Below are 25982 nucleotides of genomic sequence, written 5' to 3'. Positions count from 1 at the left end.
CTACTCCAGATTCTGAACCTGTTCACGGAACTGGTCGATAACCACTTTCAATTCGATACCCGCTTCCGTTACGGCAACGGCGTTCGATTTGGAACAGATGGTATTCGATTCCCGGTTAAATTCCTGTGCAATAAAATCGAGCTTGCGACCTACAGGGCCGCCTTTTTTCAACAATTCGCGTGAGGCAACCACATGGGCGCCGAGACGATCGATTTCTTCGCGCAGATCCGCCTTGGTGGCCAGCAGGGCTGCCTCGGCGTGCAGACGGTCGCGGTCCAGCCCGTGTACACCATCGCCAAGCTGTGCCAGCTGCGCGGAAAGCCGCGCGGCAATCTTGTCCGGCTGGCGGGAGGGATCGTTTTCCACTGTTGTTGCCAGTTCGGCGATACGGTCAATGTGACCGCTCAGGACCGTAAACAGAGCCGCACCTTCGCGCTCGCGCATTTCCGTCAGTTTCGCCAGAGCATCACCAAAACCGGCCAGCAATTCCTGCTCGCGCTTGGTACGTGTGTCTTCGTCGTCTTCCGCCTCACGAAAGTCGACAAGCCCGCGGATCGACAGCAGCGTATCAAAGCTCATCGGCCCATCAGCAATGATGCCGCCAAGCTCCTTTTTCAACGTCATCACCGCATCCAGCGTTTCGCGGTTGACGACGGCCTCAAGGCGATTATCGGTCACGGACACGGACAGTGAAGCCTGTATGTTGCCACGCACCAGGCTTTCACCGGCAAGCCGTCTTACCTCGACTTCTAGAACCTCCATGCCGGGCGGTAGACGCAGACGCATATCCAGCCCCTTGCCATTTACGGAACGAAGCTCCCAGACCCAGCGGTGGCGACCACTGGTGCCCTCGCTGCGGGAAAAACCGGTCATGGATTGCAATGTCATCTTGCCCTCATGGCTAAGGCATTTCAGGTGAATGGAGCTCACCGGAAATGCCCTATCTCTTGTTTGGCGTACTCAAAAGGAAAGGCACCTGCAGTTTTCATGCAGGCGCCCGTAACAAACGATCAGTTGGCTGGCTTTTCCGCCTCAGCGCCACCCGGTTGACCGTCAACAGCGGTTTCCGCGGTGCCACCGGCGGCAGCACGTTCCGCCTCAATCTTGCGCCAGCGGCGCACATTGGCATTGTGCTCATCCAGGGTCTTGGCAAACACGTGACCACCCGTGCCGTCGGCAACAAAATACAGGTCTTCGGTGCGCCACGGGTTGGCAACGGCTTCCAGTGCGGCCTTGCCAGGGTTGGCAATTGGGCCCGGCGGCAGGCCGCGAATGATATAGGTATTGTAAGGCGTTTCCTTCTTCAGATCCGACTGGTAGATCGGACGATCAGCCGGCTTGCCGTCACCGCCGAACAGACCATAAATGATGGTCGGATCAGACTGGATGCGCATGCCCTTCTGTAGACGGTTCATGAATACCGAGGCGACATGGGCGCGCTCATCGTCCTTGCCGGTTTCCTTCTCGACGATGGAGGCCATCGTGACGAATTCTTCAACTGTCTTGATCGGCAGATCGGCATCCCGCTTGGCCCATACCTGTTCAATCAACCCCTTCTGGGCCGCCTGCATCTGCGACACGATTTCCTGACGCTTGGTGCCGCGCGAGAAACGGTATGTGTCAGGCCGCAGGCTTCCTTCAGCAGGAATTTCTGCAGGCAGATCACCCTCCAGAACCGGATCATTCAACAGGCGATCAAACATCTGCTTGCTGGTCAGGCCCTCCGGCAGCGACACGGAATAGAGAATGGACTTGCCGGATTCGAGAAGGGTCATGATTTCCTTCATCGAGGCATTGGCCTTGATCTCATATTCACCAGCCTTTAGGCGCTGGCCCTTGCCCATACTATCGGTCATGTAACGGAACACGCGGCTGTTATCGATAATGCCGCTGCGCTCAAGATTGTTGGCGATGTCAAACAGGCTTGCGCCATTGCGCACGATGAAGTGCGTGTTGGTGGCCAAGGGGCCCGGCGACTGGAACGTGTTGATCATGTAATAGAAACCGCCAACAGCGACGATACAGCCGATAACCGCCAGGCTCATCAGGAAGTTCAGGAAAACGATGAACTGTCCGTGTGCCTTGCGCGAACGCTTTGGTGGGGCTGGAACCTTTTCCGGGCGCAAAGCTTCGGTCGGCGATTTGGGAATGATCGGGCCAGTCTTGTTTTCGCCTGAGGCATCACGTCCGTAAGGCGACTGATTGTTCTGGTTCGTATCGCTCACCGGCGGTCCTTTTCAGTTCTGCATTCCAAAATGGCCTATGTGACCATCCAATGCGGCAAAAACAGGTTCGGCAGGCAGTCTGCACAAATTTGCCCATGTTTCGAGGTCGTTACGCGTAAAAACTGTAATAACATGCCATGGGAATAAACAACGGGCCGGAAAGCATCTGGTTTCCGGCCCGCGATGTTCATCGCTTTTTGATTGATTCCGCTACAAACGGCAAGTCACGAAAGATTTGATTAGTCTTCGTAACGACGCAGCACCAGCGAGGCGTTGGTACCACCGAACCCGAAGGAGTTCGAAAGGGCAACGTTCACGTCACGCTTGCGCGCCTTGTGTGGCACGAGATCAATTTTCGTCTCGACATCGGGATTGTCGAGGTTCAGCGTTGGCGGCACGATATTATCGCGGATTGCCAGCGTTGCAAAAATCGCCTCGATTGCACCGGCCGCACCCAGCAAGTGGCCGGTGGCTGACTTGGTGGACGACATGGAGATTTTCGACGCCGCATCACCAACCAGGCGCTCAACCGCACCCAGTTCAATGGTGTCAGCCATGGTCGATGTGCCATGGGCATTGATGTAGTCGATATCGGCAGCCGTCAGGCCGGCACGCTTGAGTGCCATGGACATGCAGCGATATGCGCCGTCACCGTCTTCTGATGGCGCGGTGATGTGGAAAGCATCACCGGACAGGCCGTAGCCAACCACTTCGGCGTAAATCTTTGCGCCGCGTGCCTTGGCATGTTCCAGTTCTTCCAAAACAACGATACCGGCACCCTCACCCATCACGAAACCATCGCGGTCACGATCATAGGGGCGAGACGCCTTTTGCGGGTCGTCATTATGCTGCGTGGACAAGGCTTTGCAGGCTGCAAAACCGGCCAGCGAAATGCGGCAAACAGGTGATTCAGCACCACCGGCCACCATCACATCCGCGTCGCCAAGTGCGATCAGACGGGCTGCGTCGCCAATGGCATGCGCGCCTGTCGAGCACGCCGTTACTACGGAGTGGTTCGGTCCGCGCAGCTTGTGGCGAATGGAAACCTGGCCAGAAACAAGATTGATAAGTCGCCCTGGAATGAAGAATGGTGAAACACGCCGCGGCCCCTTGTCGCGCAGTGTATAGCCCGCTTCAACAATACCATCGAGGCCACCAATGCCAGAACCGATCAAAACACCAGTCATGATCTGGTCTTCGTCAGTTTCCGGATGCCAGCCAGCATCGCTCAGCGCCATTTCTGCCGCTGCCATGCCGTAAATAATGAAAGGATCGACCTTGCGCTGCTCTTTCGGTTCCATCCAGTCATCTGGATTGAACGTTCCGTTGGAGCCATCTCCGACTGGAATGCGGCAGGCAATTTTTGCCGGAAGATCTTCGACTTCGAATTCAGTTACGAGACGGGCACCGTTTTGGCCGGCCAATAGCCGTTCCCACGTTACTTCAGTTCCGCATCCAAGAGGAGATACCATGCCGGTACCGGTGATAACGACACGCCTCATCGCCAACGCTCCACCTATATAGAATTCACATGTCCATGATAAAACTTTGGCCCGGAACTTAGCCGGGCCAAGGCGGGAAGGCTCTCACCCTCCCTCATTCTGATCGATTAGGCCTGAGCCTTTTCGATGAACTTTACAGCGTCGCCAACCGTCAGGATGGAGTCAGCAGCGTCGTCCGGGATTTCAACGCCGAATTCTTCTTCGAAGGCCATAACCAGTTCGACCGTGTCGAGCGAGTCAGCGCCCAGATCGTCGATGAAGCTTGCGCCTTCAACAACCTTTTCGGCGTCAACGCCAAGATGATCAATTACAATTTTCTTTACGCGTTCTGCGATATCGCTCATGTCGGTTTCCTCGACCTTTATCCTTGAAGGGCTGCCTTGCGACACCCTGCCCTGTTAACACCCGCATGCGCTGTTCAAATCCAGCACCGAGGGCAAACCCTTTCACCCCGCCTAAGGCTAGCCATAGTCACAAAAAAGAGCAACCATCGCCTGTTCCCGACGGGACAACTGTTCACAGTCTTCGCCCGATTAACACGGTTTCATTCGGGCGAAAAGACTGAAAATCGCGCCGCACACTGCACTCTACAGACTATTTGAGCCTGACAATGCCTGTGGGCATAACGCATGTCGCACAAAGACATTTGCAAACAACATGCGAAGAAACAAAGCTTTAGATCATCGCCATGCCGCCGTTGACGTGCAACGTCTGTCCAGTCATGTACGCAGCCTCATTCGAAGCAAGGTACAGAACAGCAGACGCGACTTCGGCGCCAGTGCCCATGCGCTTCATGGGAATAGCACCCATGATGGCTTCTTTCTGCTTTTCGTTCAACTTGCCGGTCATGGCCGATTCGATGAAGCCTGGAGCAACACAGTTGACGGTGACGTTGCGGGTTGCAATTTCCTGCGCCAGCGACTTCGAAAAGCCGATCATACCGGCCTTGGAAGCACAATAGTTTGCCTGGCCCGGGTTGCCGGTCACGCCAACAATCGAGGTGATGTTGATGATACGGCCAAAACGGCGACGCATCATCGGATGGGTCAGTTCGCGCGTCAGGCGGAACATGGCCGTCAGGTTCACTTCGAGAACATTGTCCCAGTCCTCGTCGCTCATGCGCACGAACAGGCCGTCCTTGGTGATGCCGGCATTGTTGACCAGAATGTCGACGCCACCCAGCTCAGCTTCAGCCTTTTCGCCCAGCGCCTTGACTTCGTCGCGGTCGGAAAGGTTAGCCGGGAAAATCTTCACGCGGTCGCCAAGTTCAGCAGCCAGCGCCTCAAGCTTTTCGACGCGGGTGCCATGCAGGCCAACGGTTGCGCCCTGCGCATGCAGCATACGGGCGATTTCTTCGCCGATGCCGCCGGTTGCGCCGGTAACGAGTGCTTTGCGGCCAGTCAGATCAAACATGTTTTTATCCTTATCTCAAAATGCGCGCTGCATTCAGCCAAGAAGCGTTGCAATGGCGGCGTCAATATCGGCTGCAGTATTCACAGCAGTGCCAGAAACCGTCTTGTCGATACGCTTTGCCAGACCGGTTAGCACCTTGCCGGAGCCAATCTCATACAATTGAGTCACATCATTGGCGGCGAACCACTCAACGGTTTCGCGCCAGCGAACCTGACCCGTCACCTGCTCGACCAGCAGTCTGGCGATTTCTTCCGCATCTGTCACCGGGGCTGCGCGCACATTGGCAACAACCGGCACGACCGGGTTATGTTTTGTCACCTTGGCAAGCGCTTCGCGCATGGCGTCAGCAGCCGGTGCCATCAGTGCAGAATGGAAAGGTGCGGAGACTGGCAACATGATGGCGCGCTTTGCGCCCTTTTCGGAGGCTAGTGCGGCCGCCTGTTCAACAGGAGCCTTTGAGCCGGAGATAACCAGCTGGCCACCGCCATTGTCATTGGCAATCTGGCAGATACCGCCAGCGGCCGCTTCCTTGCAGATCGCTTCGACATCACCGTGCTCGAGACCAATGATGGCCGCCATTGCGCCCTGACCAACTGGAACCGCAGCCTGCATGGCATTGCCACGAATGCGCAGCAAACGGGCGGTGTCGCCCAGCGAGAATGTACCGGCAGCGCACAGCGCAGAATATTCACCGAGTGAATGACCGGCAACAAAGGAAACCTTGTCGGCAAGGTTCAGGCCCTTGGCTTCCAGAACGCGCATAACCGCAACGGAAACAGCCATCAGCGCAGGCTGGGCATTTGCCGTCAGCGTCAAGGATTCTTCCGGGCCATTCCACATGATGTCGGAAAGCTTCTGTCCCAGAGCCTCGTTAACTTCTTCAAAAACCGCACGAGCTTCAGCGAAATTCTCGGCAAGATCCTTGCCCATGCCAACGGACTGGCTGCCCTGTCCGGGAAAGGTGAAAGCGATTTTCATGAGGTATTTCCTGTTTTTCCGGTTATTTTTTGCTTTCCAATTCACGCAATGACGTACGGAGTCAAGTGCGATGCCGCTTAGAAACTGCGGATTCACAAGTCCTTGCGGTTTTATACCCGGTTACCAGAACCAATATTTTTGACTTGCGCCAGCGCAATTCCTTCCTAAATTCCAAGGCCCCTCCCTTTTCTTTCATCACGTCAGGAATTTCATTCATGAAATACAACACCCTCGGGCGCACGGGCATTTCAGTGTCGGAAATCTGCCTTGGCACCATGACATGGGGCACGCAGAATACGGAAGCGCAAGCGCACGAACAGATGGATTATGCCGTGGAAAACGGTGTGAACTTCTTCGACACCGCCGAATTGTATCCGACGACACCAGTTTCAGCCGAAACCCAGGGCCTTACCGAAGACTATATCGGCACATGGTTCCAGAAAACCGGCAAACGCAAGGATGTCGTTCTGGCCACCAAAGTTGCCGGTTCCGGCCGTCCTTATATCCGTAACGGTCGCGATATCGATGCCGATGGCATTCGCGAGGCCGTCGACACCAGCCTGAAGCGCCTGCGCACAGACTATATCGACCTTTATCAGGTCCATTGGCCAAACCGCGGCACCTATCACTTCCGCGGCGCGTGGGGTTTTGATGCTTCGGGACAGGACACGGTCCGCACACTTGCCGAGATCGATGAAAAGCTCGAGACGCTGGGTGAACTGGTGAAGGCCGGAAAAATCCGTGCTATCGGCCTGTCCAATGAAAGCGCCTGGGGCACGCAGAAGTATATCGATCTGGCAGAGGCCAAGGGCCTGCCGCGCGTCGCCAGCATCCAGAACGAATATAACCTACTGTATCGTTCATTCGATCTCGACCTGGCTGAAGTTGCACACCATGAGAATGTCGGCCTTTTGGCCTATTCGCCACTGGCTGGCGGCATTTTGACCGGCAAATACCAGAACGGCGCACGGCCAGCCGGTTCGCGCGGCACCATCAACACCGACATCGGTGGCCGTCTTCAGCCTCTTCAGGAGGCACCTGTCAAAGCCTATCTCGATCTCGCTGCCCAGCACGGACTGGATGCAGCACAGTTGGCGATCGCATTTACACTAACACGTCCGTTCATGGCGTCTTGCATTATTGGCGCGACGACGATGGAACAGTTGAAAATCGATATCGCTGCCAAGGATGTCACACTTTCCGACGACGTGCTGAAGGGCATTGCGGCAATACACCGCCTGTACCCGATGCCGATCTGATCCCATAAAAGCGCGGTAGCTCACCCGAGTTACCGCGCTTTTTAATTCGCCGAAGGCATCAGGCATGGCAGTACCGCAGACCAAGGTAGAGCTTTTAAACGCCATGGAGAGCGGTTTTGTAAAACTGCTGACCGAGCTTGCTTCTATACCTGAGACCTTGGCGACCACGACCGATATGGAAGGCCACGCCAAGGGCACGACCATGAGCGTGAAAGATCTGGTGGCCTATCTGACCGGCTGGGGTGAGCTGGTTCTCAAATGGAACAGATTACGTACTGCCGGTGAAGAACCCGATTTTCCGGAAACCGGATATAAATGGAATGAACTCGGCAAACTCGCAGCCAAGCTCTACTGTGACTATGATTCTCTATCCTATGTGCAATTGCTGCTGCGCTTTGAAACCACACATCAAGAGTTGATGTCTCTCGTTCACTCGCTGGATGATGGCGCCTTGTATGGCCGCCCATGGTACGGCAAATGGAGCCTGGGTCGCATGATCCAGTTCAATACGGCGTCACCCTACGCCAACGCCCGTAGTCGCCTGCGCAAATGGAAAAAGCAGACGTCACCACGTTCGTAAAAGAAGACTTCAAGCATGGAAAGTTGAAGACCTCACGTTGAACCCACCGTCTTAAAGACACTTCCGCACCGCCTTTTTGCTGCGAAGTCTTGCAATACGGCCAGAAATGCGTATAAGCGCGCTGTTCGCAACATCCGGTCTTACTGGCTGGTGGCTGAACGGAGGGCTGGTTTCGTTTTCGAAACAGCAGGAACCATAAGGTTTTTCCGGCCTCCCGTGTCTCCGCTCTCGACCGTCTCGAACAACACTTTTCTTGCGCCGGGTTTTCCCGATCAAGACCAGTCGTTGAGGCTTAGCGCCGTAACCGGGTGAGAACAAAACGCAAGAAAGGCAAGCTATTATGGCTCTTTATGAACACATCTTCCTTGCTCGGCAGGACATTTCCGCCCAGCAGGTTGACGCACTCGTAGAACAGTACAAGGGCGTTATCGAATCGTTCGGCGGCAAGATTGGCCGAGTCGAGAACTGGGGCCTCAAGTCCCTGACATACCGCATCAAGAAGAACCGCAAGGCTCACTACGCCCTGATGGACATCGATGCACCAGCAGCAGCTATCCACGAAGTAGAGCGTCAGATGCGCATCAACGAAGACGTTCTTCGTTACATGACCATCGCTGTTGAAGCTCACGAGGAAGGCCCGTCTGCTATGATGCAGAAGCGCGACCGTGACGACCGTCCACGTCGTGATGGCGACCGTCCAGAGCGTTCTGATCGTGGCCCGCGTGAAGGCGGCTTCGAACGCGCTCCCCGTCCGCGCACAGACCGTGCATAAGCGTTAAGGAGAAAAACAATGGCTGACGCATCATCTTCTCAGGCACGCCGCCCGTTCCACCGCCGTCGCAAGACGTGCCCATTCTCCGGCGCTAACGCTCCGAAGATCGACTACAAGGACATCCGTCTTCTGCAGCGCTACATTTCCGAGCGCGGCAAGATCGTTCCTTCCCGTATTACAGCCGTTTCCCAGAAGAAGCAGCGCGAACTCGCTCAGGCGATCAAGCGTGCACGCTTCCTCGGCCTGCTGCCATACGTTGTAGCGTAATGAATTAAGGCGAGGCTGCATCTTGTGCGGCCTCGTTTTTCTACAGCGCAACTGACTTTTAATCAGTCGGTCGCAGCTTCGAATTCCTTCCGCGTTGGGCGCGGATCGATACCAGACATAAAACCCATGTTGGGGACGACGTTTTTAAAGACGGTCCTCTAACTGCTATAGAAGCAGGACAGCGACGTGATAAAGTTGAACCAGACAGTGCTGATTTCCGGTATTCTTGCCGGTATTGCCGCCGTGTTTCTGACACTGGGCGCAAGCAGACAGCCGTCTTTAGCGTTCCTGCTTTACGCCGCCTCCGCCATGCCTGTTTTCATTGCCGGTCTCGGCTGGGGCAATCGCGCCGCCATTATCGCCGTTATTACCGCTTGCGTTGTTGGGTCAATGATGGCTCCGATGTTAGCTGTGCTGAGTTTGGCAATTTTCACGCTGGTACCTGCTGCCTGGATTTCGCATCACGCCAATCTGGCGCGTCCGGCATCGGAAATCGGCGGTCCTGAAGACCTGCTTGCCTGGTACCCACTGTCCGGCATCATCCTGCATCTGTGCATCGCCATCAGCATTGCCGTTATCATTCTCGGCTCGATCATCGGTTACGGCCCGGAACTGGTGTCGCAGATGGTTGACCTGATGATGTCGTCGGTCACGGCGCAGGAGCCATCCTTTTCCCCTGACCAGCTGGCGCTTGCCCAGACCAAGTCTCTGATGGTGCTGATGCTGCCGATCATGCAGGGTGCTCTCTGGGTTATCCTGCTGTTTGCAGCCTATTATTTTGCCAGCCGCCTGGTTGGTTCTTTCGGCAAGGGCCTTCGCCCACGTGAGGACATTCCGGCAGCGCTTCGGATGCATCGCAATGCGGTATTCGTGTTCCTTGCCGGTATTGTCGCAACCTTCCTTGGCGGTGTCATCGCCATGTGTGGTGCTGTTATCGCAGGAACATTCGGCGCAGGTTTCCTGATGTCGGGTTATGCGTCGCTGCATTACCGGACACGCGGCAAGGACTGGCGTCTGCCGGTTCTACTGCTTGCTTATCTCTCGGCGGTCTTCATGTTGCCGCTGCTCATCATTCTCGTTATCGGCATGAGCGACGTGCGCAGCACGATTTCTCTCACGCCGATGCGGAAAACAGACACAACGAACGAAACCAACAATTAAAACAAGAAAGGATCAAGAAGATGGAAGTCATTCTTCTCGAACGCATCAACAAGCTCGGCCAGATGGGCGAAATCGTCAAGGTTCGCGACGGTTACGCACGTAACTTCCTGCTGCCACAGGGCAAAGCTCTGCGCGCCAACGCTGCCAACAAGACCCGTTTCGACTCTGAGCGTGCAACGCTCGAAGCTCGTAACCTCGAGCGCAAGTCTGAAGCCGACAAGGTTGCAGCAGCACTCGAAGGCAAGTCCTTCATCGTCGTTCGCTCCGCAGGCGAAACCGGCCAGCTGTACGGTTCTGTTGCTGCTCGCGACGTTGCTGAAATCCTGTCTGCAGAAGGCTTCACCGTTGGCCGTAACCAGGTTGAGCTGAACACACCGATCAAGACCATCGGCATTCACAACGTTCTCCTGCACCTGCATTCCGAAGTTGAAATCTCGGTTGAACTGAACGTTGCTCGTTCTGCTGAAGAAGCTGAACGTCAGGCAAAGGGCGAAAGCCTCACCTCTGCTGACGCTATCTACGGCGTTGACGAAGATGCTCTGCGTCCAGAAGACTTCTTCGATCCAGAAGCCGAAGGCGACTTCGACAACGAATAAGAATTTCAGCCCCAGGGCTGAAAAAGAAACCCCGGATGGCAACATCCGGGGTTTTGTCGTTCTTGGGTACCTGCGGTAACCGATCATTACTTGGGTATAGATTGTGCGACCGTCGGCGTGACGATCGCAGCAGTCCCTCCCCTTAATTGGAGACGCTGTGAACGGCTTCCGGAGCCTTGCTCTTGTCCACTCGCACCACGACAGACATGCCCGGTGACAGCTCAGAAGTCATATCCTGGCCGGGATCAATCGCCACACGCACACCGATGCGTTGGGCAATCTTCACGAAGTTACCCGTCGCATTATCAGGCTTGATAACAGAGAATTCCGAACCGGCAGCGGGCGAGAAACGCTCGACATGCCCACGAATTTCCCTGCGCTGCATGGCATCAACGGAAATCGAAACCGGTTGCCCCACCTGCATGCCAGCAAGCTGGGTTTCCTTGAAGTTGGCGATGACCCAGACGTCGGTTGGCACGACCGCCATCAACTGTGTGCCTGCCGTGACATACTGGCCAAGCCGTGCGCCAACTTCACCGACTTTGCCGTCACGCGGCGCGCGAATGACAGTGTTGCCGAGATCGATCTCTGCCAGCTGAACACTGGCTTCGGCGCTTGCAACAGCCGCTTCAAGCGATCCCCTGTTGACGATGATGGTCTGCAGATCCTGATTGGAAACCTCGAGTGCTGCCTTGGCCTGCAACAACGCCGCCTTGGCCTTTTCAAGCGTGGCATGCGCCTCTTCCTGCGTGCTGGATGTGCCAACACCGCTCTTGGTCAGGTTGTCCTGCCGGTCGGAAGCCAGCTGTGCCTGCTTGAGCGCGGCCTGCGCACTTTCAATCGACGCTTCGCTGGAAGAGATATTGGCGCGAGCGGCATTTTCCTTCTGGTCGGAATTGGCAAGGGATGCCTTCTGGCCGTCCAGTGTCGCCTTTGCCTGCGCCAGTTTCTGCACGTAGCTGCGGTCATCGACGCGGGCCAGAATGTCGCCCTGCTTGACGTCCTGGTAGTCCTTCACGGGCACATCAACGATGTAACCGCTGACCTGCGGGCTGAGCAGCGTGACATAACCACGGACATAGGCATTGTCAGTCATTTCCACGGAGCTGGAAAAAGGTGGCAGGCGCCATGCATAAAGCACCATGCCGAGACCAGTCAGACCAGCCATGAGGACGATAAGGGAAACCGGGGTGAATATTTTCTTGAGCATTTTCTGACTCGTTCGTTATGAATTCTGGCGTTATGAGTTCTGGGGTGCCGCGGCGGGTTCAGCAGGCATCAGCGTGGGCTTGATCCTGTTCAACGCCAGGTGGATGAGAAGCATGACCAGCGCAGCGGCGGTCACCATGGAAATGAGCAGGAAGGTATCGGCATAGGCCAGCACATAGGCCTCGCGCGTTACCTGCTGTGCCAGCATCGATACGCCTTCGGCGTTGAGCAGGGTCTTGTCGGTAATGACTTTGCCGTATGACGAGGCAAGCTGCGATATTCTCAGCGCAACATTCGGATCAGTCAGGACGATATGTTCCGACAGAATATTTGAATGGAATTTCTCACGGATCGTCACGAAGCTGCCGAGTGCCGCCGTCATCATCAAAGAGCCACTGATCTGCGTGAACAGGAAGATGGCGATGAAGTTGACGAGATAGGGCAAGCCCTTGGCCATGGCGCTGGCAAATCCCTTGGCCATGACAGGCGGCAAGAACATCGCAGCACCTCCCGCAATCATCGCCTGGCTGAAATACATCTGTTCCGGCCGGGTCAGGTTGGTCGCCTGGCTATCCAGAAAAGCACCAATCGCAATCAGGCTGAGCGCAATGACGTGGGCTGTATCAACATATTTCGTTACCATCAGAAAGGCACAGAACGCGCCACCAAGGATCGTTGCCAGCAGAATGATGCCATAGAGGGTCACCGTCTGGTCATTCATGATGCCCAGCTGCTGGTAGAAGCTGACGGCCGTGGTCGACTGTTCTGAGGTCACGGCACGAAAGATGATAAGAACAGCGGCAATATGCAAGTTTTGGCGCGAGAATATCCAGCGCAAGTCAATCATCGGATTCTTGCGGTGCAATTCGATGAAGGACATGCAGGTCAGGCAGACGACGGCAGCCGCAAGCAACAGACCCAGCCAGCTTGCTTCCAGCCACCAGTAAAACCGGCCAAGCGAGAAGAAGAAGGCCAGACAGCCAAGGCCTGTAGCCAGAAAGAGATAGCTCAACACGTCGACACGCTCGAGAATCTTGGCGCGCGGTGGTGCTGTTAGAGGCAGGAGGTAGATGGCTGGGAGCGCAATCAGCGCCACGCCGAGTTCCATCGTATAAAGCGATCGCCAGCCATCGATCTCCATCAGTGAGGGAGAGATGATGCGGGCAATAGGGGCAGACAACAGCGTGCCAGTGAGCGCCGTGCAGAGACCGAAAGACAATTTTCGGTGCGCCGGATAGGCTTCAAGGATATAGAGAAAGCCGAGCGACGATAGCGGTGCTGCCGCCATGCCGCTGACGAAGCGCACGACAATTGCCGAATGCAGGTCTGTGACAAACAGGTTGAGACAGGAGGCCACGACGAACAGAATAATGCTCAGTTCGGCAAAGGGACGCAGACCATATTGTGCCCTAATCTTGAACAGCGCGATCGACAGGCTGGCATAGGGCGCCATATAGGCAGCAGACAGCCAGACGACTTCGGCAACCGTAGCTGAAAACTCGCCCTGCAGCTGATACATGTTGGCCGTGACGATATTCATGCCCAGACCCTGCGTAACGAAAAACAGCAGGCCAGCGGCGATATAGATCAATTTTTCCGGTAGGGATTTCTCAGGTGGTTGAGCGGGTGCTGCAGGTGGTGGCTCTTCGACCACGACCTGTTGATCCGCAATTGCGGGCGATGCCTCATCCTCAGCCTGTGCAGACAATGTACCGCGCGTGCTCATCTGTCTTCCTCACCTGAAGAAAGAGCCTGAATATTGCTGATAAGACTACGCACGACTTTAAGCGTGGTGGCAATATCTTCAGAAGAAATGTCAGTGGTAATTCGCTTGCGCAGATCCGCAGCCGTTGCATTGACCGTGGCGGCGGTCGCCTCGCCTTCCGGTGTCATGTGAATGCGCTTGGCGCGCCTGTCGCCGGCTTCTTCACGGCGCTCGATGAGGTTCTGTTTTTCCATACCATCGAGAACGCGCACCAGAGTAGGCGTTTCAATTTCAAGCTCTTCGGCAAGCTGCTTCTGGGTCAATGATCCGCGGCGCGACAGAGCAAAAAGCACCCGCGTCCGCGCCAGTGTCAGCCCCTGCTCGCCTACCCGCGCATCGAAAAACGTCCTGAGCTTGCGATTGAAGGATGACATTTCATCCAGCAGTTGCTCCTTGTCGGTTTGTCGCGACACGATATGACTTCCTTATAATTAGCATACTACTTATTTATTGCCTATTTATACGTGATACTGACGATTTTCAAGATGCTTTGCTGACGTGGCAGCCATGCCATAAAATCAAGGCTGACGCGGTTTGATTCGTTTTGGGGTTTTGCACTCAACGCCGAAAGGGCTGTGGATTGATGGGGACAACATAAAATGTGATCGCCCAAATCCCCCTGAAATGCGGCTGTTTGGCAGTGTTGCAACTATGTCATTGACTGTCCCGGCCGGTACCGCCACATCGTTAAGTGAGCGTGTGTGCCAAGCTGGATGTACCAACGCGATAATTAATGCATTTGCGTCCGCTGCTTTCCGAAACCCGCACCCCGGTTTTCGGACGGCTGTGTTAGCGCACATGAGACGCAGATACAGGGAGACCATTAGACAATGAATGATGCAGCACGAAAGATCGCCCCGGTCTCCCCGGCCGAACCGCATTACCGCGAAGCGCCAAACAACATTGAAGCCGAACAGGCCCTTCTGGGTGCTATTCTCGTCAATAATGACGCCTATTATCGCGTTTCGGACTTTCTGAAGCCGGTTCATCTGTATGAACCGCTGCACCGCAAGATCTTCGAAGTCGCCGGCGACATCATCCGCATGGGCAAGACTGCCAACCCGGTCACGATCAAGACCTTTCTACCTTCTGATGACAAGGTGGGTGATCTGACCGTTGCGCAGTATCTCGCACGTCTTGCTGCCGAAGCCGTGACCATCATCAACGCGGAAGACTACGGCCGCGCGATCTATGATCTGGCGCTGCGCCGCGCGCTGATCCAGATTGGTGAGGATGTCGTCAACATTGCCTATGACGCGCCGCTCGACATGCCACCGCAAACACAGATTGAAGACACCGAACGTCGCCTGTTCGAGCTGGCGGAAACCGGCCGTTATGACGGTGGCTTCCAGTCATTCAACGATGCCGTTTCGCTTGCCATCGATATGGCGGGCCAAGCGTTTGAACGTGACGGAAACCTGTCGGGCATTTCCACTGGCATCCACTCGCTTGATGGCCGTATGGGCGGTTTGCAGCGTTCTGACCTTATCGTGCTTGCGGGTCGTCCGGGTATGGGCAAGACCTCGCTTGCCACCAACATTGCCTACAATATCGCCGCTGCCTACGAGCAGGAAATCCAGCCGGATGGCTCCTTCAAGGCCAAGAACGGCGGCGTCGTCGGTTTCTACTCACTCGAAATGTCGTCCGAACAGCTGGCAACCCGTATCATTTCCGAGCAGACAGAAGTGTCATCCTCAAAAATCCGCCGTGGTGAAATCACCGAAGCCGATTTCGAAAAGCTGGTTGCCTGCAGCCAGATGATGCAAAAGGTTCCGCTTTATATCGACCAGACCGGTGGTATCTCCATTGCCCAGCTGTCGGCACGTGCGCGTCGCCTCAAGCGCCAGCGCGGCCTTGATTGCCTGGTAGTCGACTATATTCAGCTGATGACCGGCTCCGGCAAAAGTGGTGAAAACCGCGTGCAGGAAATCACCCAGATCACCACGGGTCTGAAGGCGCTTGGCAAGGAACTGAACGTTCCGATCATCGCGCTGTCTCAGCTGTCCCGTCAGGTGGAAAGCCGTGAAGACAAACGCCCACAGCTTTCTGACCTTCGTGAATCTGGTTCGATCGAGCAGGACGCCGACGTTGTGCTGTTCGTGTTCCGTGAGGAATATTACGTCAAGAACATGGAACCGCGTGATCCGGATGATCCGAAATATGCGGAGTGGGAAGCACTGTTCGACAAGGTGAAGGGCACGGCTGACGTGATTATCGCCAAGCAGCGTCACGGACCGACCGGCACTGTTAAACTCGCCTTCCAGTCGGAATTCACCCGCTTTGCGGATTTGGCCGACCCATCGTTCAGCCAGTACGAAGAACACTGATACCAAACGCCCCGCTGTTCAGCGGGGCGTTTTGTTTTCAATGTCTTGAGCTCGCGCCCTCAGAAACTGATTCCGAATATCGGGGGACACGCTCTCATTCTGCTTTAACGCCTGAGGGCAAAGCGATGACCTGATCCTGTGGCCGGATACTGCTTTGGCGATGAGTGATCGCAATGATGGTCATGTCGGCATCGACCTTGCGCAACTGGTCCATGATCTCGCGTTCGGTTTCATCATCAAGGGCAGAGCTTGCCTCATCCAGCAACAGAATGACCGGCTCTGCATAAAGCGCCCGTGCAATGGCAATGCGCTGGCGCTCCCCTCCCGACAACTTCAAGCCACGCTCACCCACCCTGGTTTCGAACCCCTGTGGCATGGCTTCGATACGCTCAAGGATCGCCGCACGCTCGGTTGAACGGCGCAGCTGCACTTCGTCATAGGGACGTCCCAGAACAATGTTGGCGGTGAGAGTATCATTGAGCAGTTGCACTTCCTGCGGAACGATACCGACCGCTGAAAACCAGTCATCTCGGTCGATCGTTCCAATATCGCGGCCATCGATACGGATATGCCCCTTTTGCGGCAGCATGGTTTTTTGCAGCAGCTTGAACAGGGTCGATTTTCCCGAACCGGTTTCGCCGGTGATAAAGGTGAGCCGTCCGGGCGAAGCACGGAACGAGACATTTTCAACGCCGCGTCCATTTTCATAGCGGAAACCGACATCCTCAAATTCGATTACGCCCTGCGACAGAACCAGTCCGGCCTCCCCGCCCGCCCTTTGCTCTTCCGGTGCATTCCACATGCGGGCAAAGGGCGCAAAACGGGCAAGCGCCCTTACTGTTTCATTGATCGACTGGCCAATCAGCTCAAACGGCACATTCAGCTGCAACAACAGCATGTTGAACAGCACAATGTCACCCACGGACAGTTGCCCTTGTTCATAGCGTGGCAAAAGCAGGTAGAAGGTGATGATGAATTGCAGAGCCAGCGCCAGCGAAATCATTGCCACGAACACGATACGGCGCAGTGAATAGAGCCGCCAATTGTCGTAGATCGAACCTGCACTCTCGGCAAAGCGTGCCTTCATCCATTCCGTACTGGCGGTGTGCCGCAAAGGTTCGATCATGCTGATGGCATTACCGACAAAACCGGCATTCTGCTGTCCGGCATCAATGGCCTTTTCGAGATAAGGACCGGTGATGCGATTGGAGACCAGTGTCAGGCCGATAAAGATGACACCGTAGAGACATACGATCAGCAGCACATCAAAACTGATGACCGCGCCCAGCATCAGGGTCGCAAACAGGAAAGCCGAAATCCCAGGCAGAAACGAAATGAACATCATCTGCATGAAGATGGATGTTGCCGATGCGCCTTGCGTTTGCGCCGCTTGGATTTCGGCCGGATTGTGATCGGTAAAAAACGATGGCGGTTTGTTGATGATACGCTCGAAGAAACCGGTCGCAGCGATGTAATCCAGCCGTTCAGAATGAATGACGGCCATATATTGCGTGCAGCGCTGCACGCCCATGGCACCGGCTGTCAGCAGCGCATAAAAGGTAAAGGCCAGCATCCAGCGGGCCGGCGTATCCGGCAGATCGTCCACCAGCCGGGAAAAGACATAAGGGCCTGTGACAGCCAGTATCGATCCGGCAAGGATGGTCACGACAAGAAGGGAAATCGACAGCCGGGCATTCTTCCAGTAGTCAGCATAAATGCGAAGAAGCGGCCCGATTGCAGCCCTGTAATTATTCCGCATAAACGGCACTCCCCAGGTTGAGACAACTCAAGGTGAATAACCGCAGTAAAGGTCGCGGGCGGGCATTTCAACCCGCAGCAGCCTCAGGCGGGGTTTTCAAAAACCGATCGAACGCAGGATAGCGACCGTTGCCACGCCGGTAAAAGCCGCCGGTAGAAGTGACAGGCGAAGTGCGGCAACGGCCGTTATCAGACAGGCAATGCTTTCCGCCGTACCGGTTGACAAGGCGGTGGGCGTCACAACAGCCATCAGCACCGCTGGTGGCACCGATGACAGTGCCTTTTTCATGCGTGGGCCGGGATTGGTGTAGCGGACCAGCAGCAAACCGCCCATACGGGTGCTTATCGTTGCGACCATCATCGCAAGGATGGCAAAAAATGTTGATGTATCAAGGCTCATACCGGTTGCTCCGCATCAGCCTTGTTCTCATCCGACAAACTTTCCGTCCGCCCAAAGGCTGCAACGGCCAGCCCGGCAAGTGCGCCCGTGGCAATGTACCAAGCACCGGGAATGTAGAGGTGTGTCACCCATGAGGTCAGTGCACTGCCCAGCAGGACAAGTCCGGTTTCGGTGCCCTTCCAGAACCCCATCAGCAATACAATGAACACGGCGGGAAAGGCAAAGTCGAGCCCGATCACCGTCATGTCGCCCATGACCGAGCCAAGCAAGGCGCCGGCGAGTGTCGAGACATTCCAGACGGCGTAGATCGACAGCGCAGCACTGGCAAAAAAAGCCGGTGTCAGCCTAGCCGTCATCGCACGGAATTCTGACAACGCCCAGGATTCGTCCGTCAGTACCAGCATGGCGGCATATTTACGCCAGCCGTTGAACCCATCCAGCTTCGAGGCGATGGACGCACTCATCAGCACGTGGCGCAGATTGACCAACAGAGCGGCAAAACCGAGCGCCACCCAGCTTGCCGGATGGGTCCATAAATCCATTGCAACGAACTGCGAGCCGCCGGCAAAGACAAACAGCGACATCAGGCAGGCCTCGAGTGCCGACAGACCCTTTGAAACCGCGACCGCACCAAACACCACGCCAATCGGTACCATCGCCACCAAAAGCGGCGCTGCGGCCCGCAACCCCGCCAGCACGTCACCCGACTTCACTATCTTTGCCATCACCATCTCCGATATCCTGGGAGATGGCAGGTAGAGAAGGATGATGGGTGCGTCTTGAACAAAAGTGATGGGGACAGAGAACACCACGGAACCGTTGCCAGACGATTTGGTCTCAGGCAGCGCGGAACTGACCCGGTGTAATGCCGGTGCGCGCCTTGAAGTGGCGAGTGAAATGCGCCTGATCGGCAAATCCGCATTCCAGTGCTACAGAGGCGGGATTATCACCCAACCGCAGCAAACGACGCGCCTTGCGAATACGCACATCCGTCAGATAGGCGTGCGGCGTGATGTAGAATTCCTTGCGAAACGCCCGGATCAAATGCGCGCGGCTGAGCCCGGCAATGGCCGCTAGTTGTTCCAACCCGATGTCGATCTCGCAATTGTCGGTGAGATAATCCCTTACCCGGTAAACCGCTGTACGTTCGCGCGTTTCCACCGGCAGGATGATCGTGCTGCCGTGGCGACGAAATAGTTCTGCCAGTACGCTGAACATACCTTCATCGGCCTCCAGCGCACCGGACTTCTGCTCGAGTCGCTGATGGGCAATCTGGAACGCGGCAGCCATTTGCGGGTCTTTTGGCAAAAAGCGCGGGAAAGACGGCGTGCCATGAAACGCCCTGCCCGTCACGTCCTCAATCACCTCCTGCAACAACTCCATGTCGGGATAGATCATCCGGTAGCGATAACCTTCACCTCCCGGTGCACCATCATGGATCTGGCCGGGATTGATCAGGTAAAGATTGCCGGGACCAGTCTGCTCTCGGGTGCCATTGATCGTCGATATCTGCGAGCCGGATTCGATGGCGCCAATGCTGAAGGTCTCATGCGCGTGCGGGGAATATTCATGCGTCAGGAAAGTCGCGCTCAGGCACTCCATATGCCGGAACCGCCTGTCGCGCCAGAAACGTGTGGTTTCCGTCGTGGCAAGCGGCATATCGTCAAGGGCCTGTTTCTGCGAAACGCTGTGCATAGTGAAAGAATAAAGCAATCCGTCATTACCGTCTTGAACAAAAGTGATAGGCTTTGGCTCAAATAGTTTTTGAGCAGCATTGCGAGACAGCATGACCGATTTCGACGATAGCCTTTCCGATTATGACGAATTCGAGCATGCGCCGCTGCGGCTGACTGTTGATCTCGGTGCACTGGCGGATAACTGGCGCGACATGAAAAAACGCTCCGGCAAGGCGCGGACCGCCGCCGTGGTCAAGGCTGACGCCTATGGCATGGGTATCGAAGATTGCGGCACCACGCTGTACCATGCCGGGGCACGGGACTTTTTCGTGGCAACCGTTGCCGAAGGCGTGACACTGCGTCCGCACGCTCCGGAAGCACGTATCTTCGTGCTGTCAGGCATCTGGCCAGGACAGGAAGCGCATTTCTTCAACAATGATCTTGTGCCTGTCGTCGCGTCGGAAGAGCAACTGGCCTTCTGGATGTCGACGCTTGCCGAACGGGGTGATCATCCCTTCGCCCTCCATGTCGATACCGGTTTCAACCGTCTTGGATTGCCGCTGGATGAGGCGCTGTTTCTGGCTGACGATATCTCGCGGCCAGCCAGCTTCGACCCGGTTCTCGTGCTATCGCACCTAGCATCGGCGGACACGCCCTCTTCCGCCATGAACAAGGCACAGCTTGAATCATTCCGTAAGGTTAGCGCTGCTTTCGAAGGTGTCGAATCAAGCCTTTCAGCGTCTGCTGGAATATTTTTGGGTCCAGACTATCACTTCGATCTGACCCGTCCCGGCATCGCGCTTTACGGCGGCGAAGCCGTCAATGACGTGGATAATCCGATGCGCCCGGTCGCCAAGTCGGAAGCGCGCATCATTCAGGTGCGTGAAGCCGGTGAAGGACAGACCGTCAGCTACGGTGGCACTTTCCTGCTCAAGCGCGCCAGCCGCCTTGCCATAGCTTCAGTCGGTTATGCCGACGGTTATCAGCGTTCGCTTTCCGGTTCCGGCATTCCTTTGAGGGAAATGGGTTATGGCGGCGCCTATGGTTTCATCAACGGCCACCGGGTACCGGTTGCCGGTCGCGTGACCATGGACCTCACCATTTTCGATGTCACCGATGTGCCCGAAAATGCCGTGCGCGCTGGAGATTACATTGAACTGTTCGGCTCTAATGTGCCGGTGGATGAGGTTGCGCGTGCGGCGGGAACCATCGGCTATGAAATGCTGACCGGCCTTGGTCTACGTTATGAGCGGCAGTATTTAGTCGACGGCGAATAATTAAAACCGCACCGCCTTTAAACAACAGGCTTGCAAAGCCGACGGCTGGCGTTTATCCCGGCATTAAGTTCTTTATTTGTTCTCATTCAAGATACTGCCGGGAGCCACAACCGCATGGCCAAGACCAAAACCCAATTCGTGTGCCAGAACTGTGGCACGGTGCACACCCGCTGGGTTGGCAAGTGTGAAGGTTGCGGTGAGTGGAACACCATCATTGAAGATGACCTGATGGGTGGCATCGGCTCAGGGCCCGGCAAAACACCCAAGAAAGGTCGTCCGGTCGCTTTGACGGCACTATCAGGGGAATCCGAAGAAGCGCCGCGCATTGCAACCGGCATGGACGAGTTGGATCGCGCAACCGGTGGCGGTTTCGTCCGTGGCTCGGCAGTGTTGATCGGTGGCGATCCCGGTATCGGCAAATCGACGCTGCTGATGCAGGCCGCCGCAGCCCTGTCGCGACGTGGCCAGCGTATTATTTATGTCTCGGGTGAAGAGGCCGTGGCACAGGTTCGTCTGCGTGCGCAGCGTCTGGGCGCGGCACAAACCGACGTGCTGCTGGCGGCAGAAACAAATGTCGAAGATATTCTGGCAACCATTTCCGAAGGCAAGCGCCCGGATCTGGTGATTATCGATTCTATCCAAACCCTGTGGAGCGACACGGCCGATTCGGCACCCGGTACAGTCACCCAAGTGCGTACCGGCGTACAGGCGATGATCCGTTTTGCCAAACAGACCGGTGCCGCCATGGTGCTTGTTGGCCATGTGACCAAGGAAGGCCAGATTGCCGGTCCGCGTGTTGTTGAACACATGGTGGATGCGGTGCTTTATTTTGAGGGCGACCGCGGTCACCACTACCGAATCCTGCGGACGGTGAAGAACCGTTTCGGACCGACGGATGAAATCGGTGTGTTCGAAATGTCCGACAAAGGACTGCGGGAAGTTTCCAATCCGTCCGAGCTTTTTCTGGGTGAACGCAACGCAAAAGCCCCGGGCGCTGCAGTTTTTGCCGGCATGGAAGGCACCCGCCCTGTGCTGGTTGAAGTGCAGGCGCTGGTGGCAGCCACGTCTCTCGGCACCCCGCGCCGCGCCGTTGTCGGCTGGGATTCGTCACGCCTTGCGATGATATTGGCGGTGCTGGAAGCCCATTGCGGGGTGCGCCTTGGTCAGCACGATGTGTACCTCAATGTCGCTGGCGGTTACCGCATCTCGGAACCGGCCGCCGACATGGCTGTGGCTTCCGCACTGGTTTCGTCGCTTGCCGGTCTTGCCCTTCCGGCCGATTGTGTTTATTTCGGCGAAGTCAGCCTGTCAGGAGCGGTAAGACCCGTTTCGCACACGGTGCAGCGGTTAAAGGAAGCGGAAAAACTGGGCTTTACCCAGGCGCTGCTTCCAACAGCATCGGCGGAATTGCCTAAAACCGGCAATGGCCGATGGGCAGAAATTGAAAGCCTGCCGGATCTCGTTGCGCGCATCGCAGGTTCCGCCAACCGCTTCAAACAGGTTGAGGAAGATGAATATTGATCCTTTCGCTGGCTAAGCCTGTGGTGTAAGAGGATCGCAAACAGGCAAGACGGTGCTTTGATAAAGCCCCGCGACCTTTGGAGCTGGTATATGCCCATCACGATTTTCGACGGTATTGTTCTCGCCGTTGTACTTTTCTCAGCCGTTCTGGCCATGGTGCGCGGTTTTTCCCGCGAAGTTCTGTCCATAGCAAGCTGGGTTGGTTCGGCTGCTGCCGCCTACTATCTCTACCCGGTTCTGGTGCCTTACGCCAACAACTACACCAATGACCACCGTATCGCGATTGCCGGTTCGGCAGGTGTGGTCTTTCTTGTTGCGCTGATCGTTATTTCGTTCATCACGTCCAAGATTGCCGACTTCATCATCGACAGCCGCATCGGCGCGCTGGACCGCACGCTTGGCTTCCTGTTCGGTGTGGCCCGCGGCCTTCTGCTGCTGGTCGTTGCACTGGCATTCTGGAACTGGCTGGTTGACGTCAAGATCCAGCCGACATGGATGACCCAGGCCAAGTCCAAGCCATTCCTCGACATGCTGGTGCAGAAGCTGGAAGCTGTGCTGCCAAGCAACATCGAGCCGGAAGTTCTAGACCGCATCATGGGCCGTAATCAGGACGCGACGACGGAACAGGCGCCTTCTGAAGAGGCCCCTGCAACCAACGCACCGGCAACAAACAATTGACACTGTGTTGCGTCTTGCGTGATACGCAAGACGCCTTACATGTGGTATGGTTTTTTCAATAGAGCAGTAACGGACCTTCCCGGAGAAAGATTTCACCGGTCAGGTCTTTGTTTTTTGGGCGCATGACTTTCAAATCCACGACCATTTGAAGGTTGGGCGAAGATCAAAATATTACAGTACCTCGAACGCTTGATGACATGAAGCACGGTACTGTAGGGAGCAAAGGCAAGACGCATGAACCAGCCGCTTTCGCATTCCACGATCAAAGATGTTATCGATGGCGACACGCTGCATGAAGAGTGTGGCGTGTTTGGCATTTTGGGGCATGAGGACGCAGCTACGCTGACCGCTCTTGGCCTGCATGCCTTGCAGCATCGTGGACAGGAAGCCGCCGGTATCGTTTCATTCGACGGCAAGCGCTTCCATCAGGAACGTCATATGGGTCTGGTCGGTGATCATTATACCGACCCTGCAACCCTCGCCCGCCTGCCCGGCCATATCGCCATTGGTCACACTCGTTATTCCACGACCGGCGAAGTGGCGATGCGCAACGTGCAGCCGCTGTTTGCCGAACTGGAAGAAGGCGGCATTTCGATTGCCCATAACGGCAACTTCACCAACGGCCTGACCCTGCGTCGCCAGATCATCGCCACTGGCGCAATCTGCCAGTCGACCTCCGATACCGAAGTTGTGCTGCACTTGATCGCCCGTTCGCGCCACAGTTCGACATCCGACCGCTTCATCGACGCAATCCGTCAGATGGAAGGCGGTTATTCGATGCTGGCCATGACACGCACCAAGCTGATTGCCGCACGCGACCCCACCGGCATCCGCCCGCTGGTCATGGGTGAACTGGACGGCAAGCCGATCTTCTGTTCGGAAACCTGTGCGCTCGACATTATCGGCGCGAAGTTCGTGCGCGATGTTGAAAACGGCGAAGTGATCATTTGCGAAGTGCAGCCGGATGGTTCGGTCACTATCGACGCCCGCAAGCCAAGCAAACCGCAGCCGGAACGCCTGTGCCTGTTCGAATATGTATATTTTGCACGCCCTGACTCCGTGGTTGGCGGCCGCAACGTTTACACCACCCGCAAGAACATGGGTATGAACCTGGCCAAGGAAGCCCCGGTCGAAGGTGACGTCGTTGTGCCTGTGCCGGATGGCGGCACGCCTGCAGCGCTTGGTTTTGCCCAGCAGAGTGGCATTCCGTTTGAATACGGCATCATCCGTAACCACTATGTCGGCCGTACCTTCATCGAGCCGACCCAGCAGATCCGCGCTTTCGGCGTCAAGCTGAAGCACTCTGCCAACCGCGCAATGATTGAAGGCAAGCGCGTTGTGCTGGTCGACGATTCCATCGTTCGTGGCACGACCTCTGTAAAAATCGTCCAGATGATCCGCGAAGCAGGCGCCAAGGAAGTTCATATCCGTGTTGCCAGCCCGATGATCTTCCATCCGGACTTCTACGGCATCGACACGCCTGACGCCGACAAGCTGCTGGCAAACCAGTACGCCAATGTCGAGGACATGGCGAAGTTCATCGGTGTGGATTCGCTAGCCTTCCTCTCGATCAACGGCCTGTACCGCGCCGTTGGTGGTGAGGACCGCAACAATGCGCGTCCGCAATTCACCGATCATTACTTCACGGGTGATTACCCGACCCGCCTTCTCGACCAGAACGGCGAGGCCATGGGTAGCAAGATATCGATGCTGGCCAGCAACGGCTGATAAACCAAGCTTTAGCCCGCGCCCACTGCGCGGGCTTTTTGTTTGTGGCAGTTGCTTTGCGACCTTCTGGCCTATTGCCGCCCATGTCGCTTCCTCATAAGACGGCAGTCACAGACTGATTTACTCTTCGGGGGAGACACATGACCATCGACCTTACTGGCCGGATCGCACTGGTAACTGGTGCTTCACGCGGCATCGGCTACTTCACCGCACTGGAACTGGCAAAAGCTGGCGCACACGTCATCGCCTGCGCCCGTACTGTTGGCGGTCTTGAGGAGTTGGACGATGCCATCCAGGCCGCAGGCGGCTCGGCCACGCTGGTGCCGTTCGATCTCGCCGACATGAATGCAATCGATGGTCTTGGCGCCTCCATTAACGAACGCTGGGGCAAGCTTGATATTCTGGTGGCCAATGCCGGTGTGCTGGGTGTGATTTCCCCCATCGGCCATATCGAGGCGAAAGTCTTCGAAAAGGTCATGAACATCAACGTCACCTCGACCTGGCGTCTGATCCGTTCGGTGGAGCCGCTGCTCATCAAATCTGATGCTGGACGCGCCATCCTGCTGTCGTCGGGCGTTGCCCATTCCTGTCGCCCGTTCTGGAGCGCCTATTCCGCCTCCAAGGCTGCCGTGGAAGCGCTTGGCCGCACATGGGCTGCAGAAACGCAGAAGACTGCGCTGCGCATCAACTGCGTCAATCCCGGTGCGACACGCACTGCCATGCGCGCGCAGGCGGTTCCGGGCGAAGATCCGTCGACGCTGCCGACACCGTCCGATGTTGCAAAGACCCTGCTGCCCTTGCTGGCACCTGAACAGACCGAAACAGGCAAGCTGTTTTCTGTGCGTGACAACAAGTTCCTGGACTACCATCTGCCGGAATAAGACCTGCCA

25 protein-coding genes are annotated in these 25982 nt (G+C 56.2%); 12 read left to right on the top strand and 13 right to left on the bottom strand.

Features of this window, described 5'->3' with window-relative positions; all coding sequences use genetic code 11:
- The 6 genes from PYL13_RS06570 to fabD form a co-directional block, all read right to left on the bottom strand.
- Positions 1–888 (bottom strand): YicC/YloC family endoribonuclease, encoded by an 888-nt coding sequence (locus PYL13_RS06570; protein ID WP_275640802.1) that lies wholly within the window; start codon positions 886–888, stop codon positions 1–3.
- Between the two features lie 122 nt (positions 889–1010).
- The gene (mltG, locus tag PYL13_RS06565) at positions 1011–2225 is read right to left on the bottom strand and encodes an endolytic transglycosylase MltG (RefSeq protein ID WP_275640801.1); all 1215 of its coding nucleotides are present in this window, start codon (positions 2223–2225) and stop codon (positions 1011–1013) included.
- 239 nt (positions 2226–2464) lie between these two features.
- Positions 2465–3727 (bottom strand): beta-ketoacyl-ACP synthase II, encoded by a 1263-nt coding sequence (fabF, locus tag PYL13_RS06560; RefSeq protein ID WP_275640800.1) that lies wholly within the window; start codon positions 3725–3727, stop codon positions 2465–2467.
- 107 nt (positions 3728–3834) lie between these two features.
- Positions 3835–4071 (bottom strand): acyl carrier protein, encoded by a 237-nt coding sequence (locus tag PYL13_RS06555; RefSeq protein WP_027507378.1) that lies wholly within the window; start codon positions 4069–4071, stop codon positions 3835–3837.
- A 331-nt stretch (positions 4072–4402) separates the two neighbouring features.
- On the bottom strand, positions 4403–5140 hold the full coding sequence (gene fabG / locus PYL13_RS06550) for a 3-oxoacyl-[acyl-carrier-protein] reductase (protein ID WP_250982954.1): 738 nt from the start codon (positions 5138–5140) through the stop codon (positions 4403–4405).
- 33 nt (positions 5141–5173) lie between these two features.
- On the bottom strand, positions 5174–6118 hold the full coding sequence (gene fabD, locus PYL13_RS06545; protein WP_275640799.1) for an ACP S-malonyltransferase: 945 nt from the start codon (positions 6116–6118) through the stop codon (positions 5174–5176).
- A 215-nt stretch (positions 6119–6333) separates the two neighbouring features.
- Between fabD and PYL13_RS06540 the strand changes: the two genes are divergently transcribed.
- The 6 genes from PYL13_RS06540 to rplI all read left to right on the top strand — a co-directional run bounded on the left by PYL13_RS06540 (position 6334) and on the right by rplI (position 10753).
- Positions 6334–7377: an aldo/keto reductase gene (locus PYL13_RS06540; RefSeq protein ID WP_275640798.1), complete on the top strand. Its 1044-nt coding sequence runs from the start codon at positions 6334–6336 to the stop codon at positions 7375–7377.
- Positions 7378–7441: 64 nt separating this feature from the next.
- Complete coding sequence (locus PYL13_RS06535) at positions 7442–7957, top strand: ClbS/DfsB family four-helix bundle protein (RefSeq protein WP_275640797.1); 516 nt, start codon at positions 7442–7444, stop codon at positions 7955–7957.
- A 340-nt stretch (positions 7958–8297) separates the two neighbouring features.
- Positions 8298–8729, top strand: coding sequence for a 30S ribosomal protein S6 (gene rpsF, locus PYL13_RS06530; protein ID WP_192487432.1), 432 nt, complete (start codon positions 8298–8300; stop codon positions 8727–8729).
- Positions 8730–8747: 18 nt separating this feature from the next.
- Complete coding sequence (gene rpsR / locus PYL13_RS06525) at positions 8748–8996, top strand: 30S ribosomal protein S18 (RefSeq protein WP_192487431.1); 249 nt, start codon at positions 8748–8750, stop codon at positions 8994–8996.
- A 186-nt stretch (positions 8997–9182) separates the two neighbouring features.
- On the top strand, positions 9183–10157 hold the full coding sequence (locus PYL13_RS06520) for a DUF2232 domain-containing protein (RefSeq protein ID WP_250982958.1): 975 nt from the start codon (positions 9183–9185) through the stop codon (positions 10155–10157).
- Between the two features lie 20 nt (positions 10158–10177).
- The gene (gene rplI / locus PYL13_RS06515) at positions 10178–10753 is read left to right on the top strand and encodes a 50S ribosomal protein L9 (RefSeq protein ID WP_192487429.1); all 576 of its coding nucleotides are present in this window, start codon (positions 10178–10180) and stop codon (positions 10751–10753) included.
- A 142-nt stretch (positions 10754–10895) separates the two neighbouring features.
- Here rplI and PYL13_RS06510 read toward each other — a convergent pair whose 3' ends face one another.
- From PYL13_RS06510 to PYL13_RS06500, 3 genes are read right to left on the bottom strand one after another with little or no spacing between them, the layout of a single operon-like run.
- Positions 10896–11963 (bottom strand): HlyD family secretion protein, encoded by a 1068-nt coding sequence (locus PYL13_RS06510; RefSeq protein ID WP_250982959.1) that lies wholly within the window; start codon positions 11961–11963, stop codon positions 10896–10898.
- A 30-nt stretch (positions 11964–11993) separates the two neighbouring features.
- Positions 11994–13688, bottom strand: a complete 1695-nt coding sequence (locus tag PYL13_RS06505) for an MFS transporter (RefSeq protein ID WP_275640796.1) — start codon at positions 13686–13688, stop codon at positions 11994–11996.
- Positions 13685–14140, bottom strand: coding sequence for a MarR family winged helix-turn-helix transcriptional regulator (locus tag PYL13_RS06500; protein WP_192487426.1), 456 nt, complete (start codon positions 14138–14140; stop codon positions 13685–13687). Before PYL13_RS06500 ends, PYL13_RS06505 begins: the two co-directional genes overlap by 4 nt.
- A 417-nt stretch (positions 14141–14557) precedes the next feature.
- On the opposite strand from PYL13_RS06500, the gene PYL13_RS06495 reads away from it, so the two are divergent.
- Positions 14558–16054 carry a replicative DNA helicase gene (locus PYL13_RS06495; RefSeq protein ID WP_192487425.1) on the top strand — a complete coding sequence of 499 codons (1497 nt, stop codon included), beginning with the start codon at positions 14558–14560 and terminating at the stop codon, positions 16052–16054.
- A 94-nt stretch (positions 16055–16148) separates the two neighbouring features.
- Here the strand turns inward: PYL13_RS06495 and PYL13_RS06490 are convergent, their stop codons facing one another.
- From PYL13_RS06490 to PYL13_RS06475, 4 genes are all read right to left on the bottom strand, one after another.
- Positions 16149–17813, bottom strand: a complete 1665-nt coding sequence (locus tag PYL13_RS06490; RefSeq protein WP_275640795.1) for an ABC transporter ATP-binding protein — start codon at positions 17811–17813, stop codon at positions 16149–16151.
- A gap of 96 nt (positions 17814–17909) precedes the next feature.
- On the bottom strand, positions 17910–18212 hold the full coding sequence (locus tag PYL13_RS06485; protein WP_275640794.1) for an AzlD family protein: 303 nt from the start codon (positions 18210–18212) through the stop codon (positions 17910–17912).
- Positions 18209–18937 carry an AzlC family ABC transporter permease gene (locus PYL13_RS06480; protein WP_275640793.1) on the bottom strand — a complete coding sequence of 243 codons (729 nt, stop codon included), beginning with the start codon at positions 18935–18937 and terminating at the stop codon, positions 18209–18211. The genes PYL13_RS06485 and PYL13_RS06480 overlap by 4 nt, the downstream gene beginning before the upstream one ends.
- Positions 18938–19049: 112 nt before the next feature.
- On the bottom strand, positions 19050–19871 hold the full coding sequence (locus tag PYL13_RS06475; RefSeq protein ID WP_275641385.1) for an AraC family transcriptional regulator: 822 nt from the start codon (positions 19869–19871) through the stop codon (positions 19050–19052).
- A gap of 127 nt (positions 19872–19998) precedes the next feature.
- On the opposite strand from PYL13_RS06475, the gene alr reads away from it, so the two are divergent.
- The 5 genes from alr (at position 19999) to PYL13_RS06450 (ending at position 25973) form a co-directional block, all read left to right on the top strand.
- Complete coding sequence (alr, locus tag PYL13_RS06470; RefSeq protein WP_275640792.1) at positions 19999–21165, top strand: alanine racemase; 1167 nt, start codon at positions 19999–20001, stop codon at positions 21163–21165.
- 114 nt (positions 21166–21279) lie between these two features.
- Complete coding sequence (gene radA, locus PYL13_RS06465) at positions 21280–22686, top strand: DNA repair protein RadA (RefSeq protein WP_192487420.1); 1407 nt, start codon at positions 21280–21282, stop codon at positions 22684–22686.
- A 90-nt stretch (positions 22687–22776) separates the two neighbouring features.
- Entirely contained in the window at positions 22777–23364 is a 588-nt protein-coding gene (locus tag PYL13_RS06460) for a CvpA family protein (RefSeq protein ID WP_192487419.1), read from the top strand.
- Between the two features lie 234 nt (positions 23365–23598).
- Positions 23599–25092 (top strand): amidophosphoribosyltransferase, encoded by a 1494-nt coding sequence (gene purF, locus PYL13_RS06455; RefSeq protein WP_192487418.1) that lies wholly within the window; start codon positions 23599–23601, stop codon positions 25090–25092.
- 140 nt (positions 25093–25232) lie between these two features.
- Positions 25233–25973, top strand: a complete 741-nt coding sequence (locus PYL13_RS06450; protein ID WP_259145452.1) for an SDR family NAD(P)-dependent oxidoreductase — start codon at positions 25233–25235, stop codon at positions 25971–25973.
- Positions 25974–25982 lie beyond the last annotated feature (9 nt).

The sequence above is a fragment of the Agrobacterium sp. Azo12 genome (genome assembly GCF_029193765.2).
Classification (GTDB): Bacteria; Pseudomonadota; Alphaproteobacteria; order Rhizobiales; family Rhizobiaceae; genus Agrobacterium.
This window is presented reverse-complemented; position numbering and strand designations above follow the sequence as displayed.

Excerpts from the sequence above, each read along its gene's own strand:
- PYL13_RS06540 (WP_275640798.1), top strand. The coding sequence starts at position 6,334 with ATGAAATACAACACCCTCGGGCGCACGGGCATTTCAGTGTCGGAAATC.
- radA (WP_192487420.1), top strand. The coding sequence starts at position 21,280 with ATGGCCAAGACCAAAACCCAATTCGTGTGCCAGAACTGTGGCACGGTG.
- PYL13_RS06570 (WP_275640802.1), bottom strand. The coding sequence starts at position 888 with ATGACATTGCAATCCATGACCGGTTTTTCCCGCAGCGAGGGCACCAGT.
- purF (WP_192487418.1), top strand. The coding sequence starts at position 23,599 with ATGAACCAGCCGCTTTCGCATTCCACGATCAAAGATGTTATCGATGGC.
- PYL13_RS06510 (WP_250982959.1), bottom strand. The coding sequence starts at position 11,963 with ATGCTCAAGAAAATATTCACCCCGGTTTCCCTTATCGTCCTCATGGCT.
- PYL13_RS06450 (WP_259145452.1), top strand. The coding sequence starts at position 25,233 with ATGACCATCGACCTTACTGGCCGGATCGCACTGGTAACTGGTGCTTCA.
- PYL13_RS06485 (WP_275640794.1), bottom strand. The coding sequence starts at position 18,212 with ATGAGCCTTGATACATCAACATTTTTTGCCATCCTTGCGATGATGGTC.
- PYL13_RS06535 (WP_275640797.1), top strand. The coding sequence starts at position 7,442 with ATGGCAGTACCGCAGACCAAGGTAGAGCTTTTAAACGCCATGGAGAGC.
- PYL13_RS06495 (WP_192487425.1), top strand. The coding sequence starts at position 14,558 with ATGAATGATGCAGCACGAAAGATCGCCCCGGTCTCCCCGGCCGAACCG.
- PYL13_RS06505 (WP_275640796.1), bottom strand. The coding sequence starts at position 13,688 with ATGAGCACGCGCGGTACATTGTCTGCACAGGCTGAGGATGAGGCATCG.
- fabF (WP_275640800.1), bottom strand. The coding sequence starts at position 3,727 with ATGAGGCGTGTCGTTATCACCGGTACCGGCATGGTATCTCCTCTTGGA.
- alr (WP_275640792.1), top strand. The coding sequence starts at position 19,999 with ATGACCGATTTCGACGATAGCCTTTCCGATTATGACGAATTCGAGCAT.
- PYL13_RS06475 (WP_275641385.1), bottom strand. The coding sequence starts at position 19,871 with ATGCCGCTTGCCACGACGGAAACCACACGTTTCTGGCGCGACAGGCGG.
- fabG (WP_250982954.1), bottom strand. The coding sequence starts at position 5,140 with ATGTTTGATCTGACTGGCCGCAAAGCACTCGTTACCGGCGCAACCGGC.
- PYL13_RS06460 (WP_192487419.1), top strand. The coding sequence starts at position 22,777 with ATGCCCATCACGATTTTCGACGGTATTGTTCTCGCCGTTGTACTTTTC.
- PYL13_RS06555 (WP_027507378.1), bottom strand. The coding sequence starts at position 4,071 with ATGAGCGATATCGCAGAACGCGTAAAGAAAATTGTAATTGATCATCTT.
- rpsF (WP_192487432.1), top strand. The coding sequence starts at position 8,298 with ATGGCTCTTTATGAACACATCTTCCTTGCTCGGCAGGACATTTCCGCC.
- PYL13_RS06480 (WP_275640793.1), bottom strand. The coding sequence starts at position 18,937 with ATGGCAAAGATAGTGAAGTCGGGTGACGTGCTGGCGGGGTTGCGGGCC.
- rpsR (WP_192487431.1), top strand. The coding sequence starts at position 8,748 with ATGGCTGACGCATCATCTTCTCAGGCACGCCGCCCGTTCCACCGCCGT.
- fabD (WP_275640799.1), bottom strand. The coding sequence starts at position 6,118 with ATGAAAATCGCTTTCACCTTTCCCGGACAGGGCAGCCAGTCCGTTGGC.
- rplI (WP_192487429.1), top strand. The coding sequence starts at position 10,178 with ATGGAAGTCATTCTTCTCGAACGCATCAACAAGCTCGGCCAGATGGGC.
- PYL13_RS06490 (WP_275640795.1), bottom strand. The coding sequence starts at position 17,813 with ATGCGGAATAATTACAGGGCTGCAATCGGGCCGCTTCTTCGCATTTAT.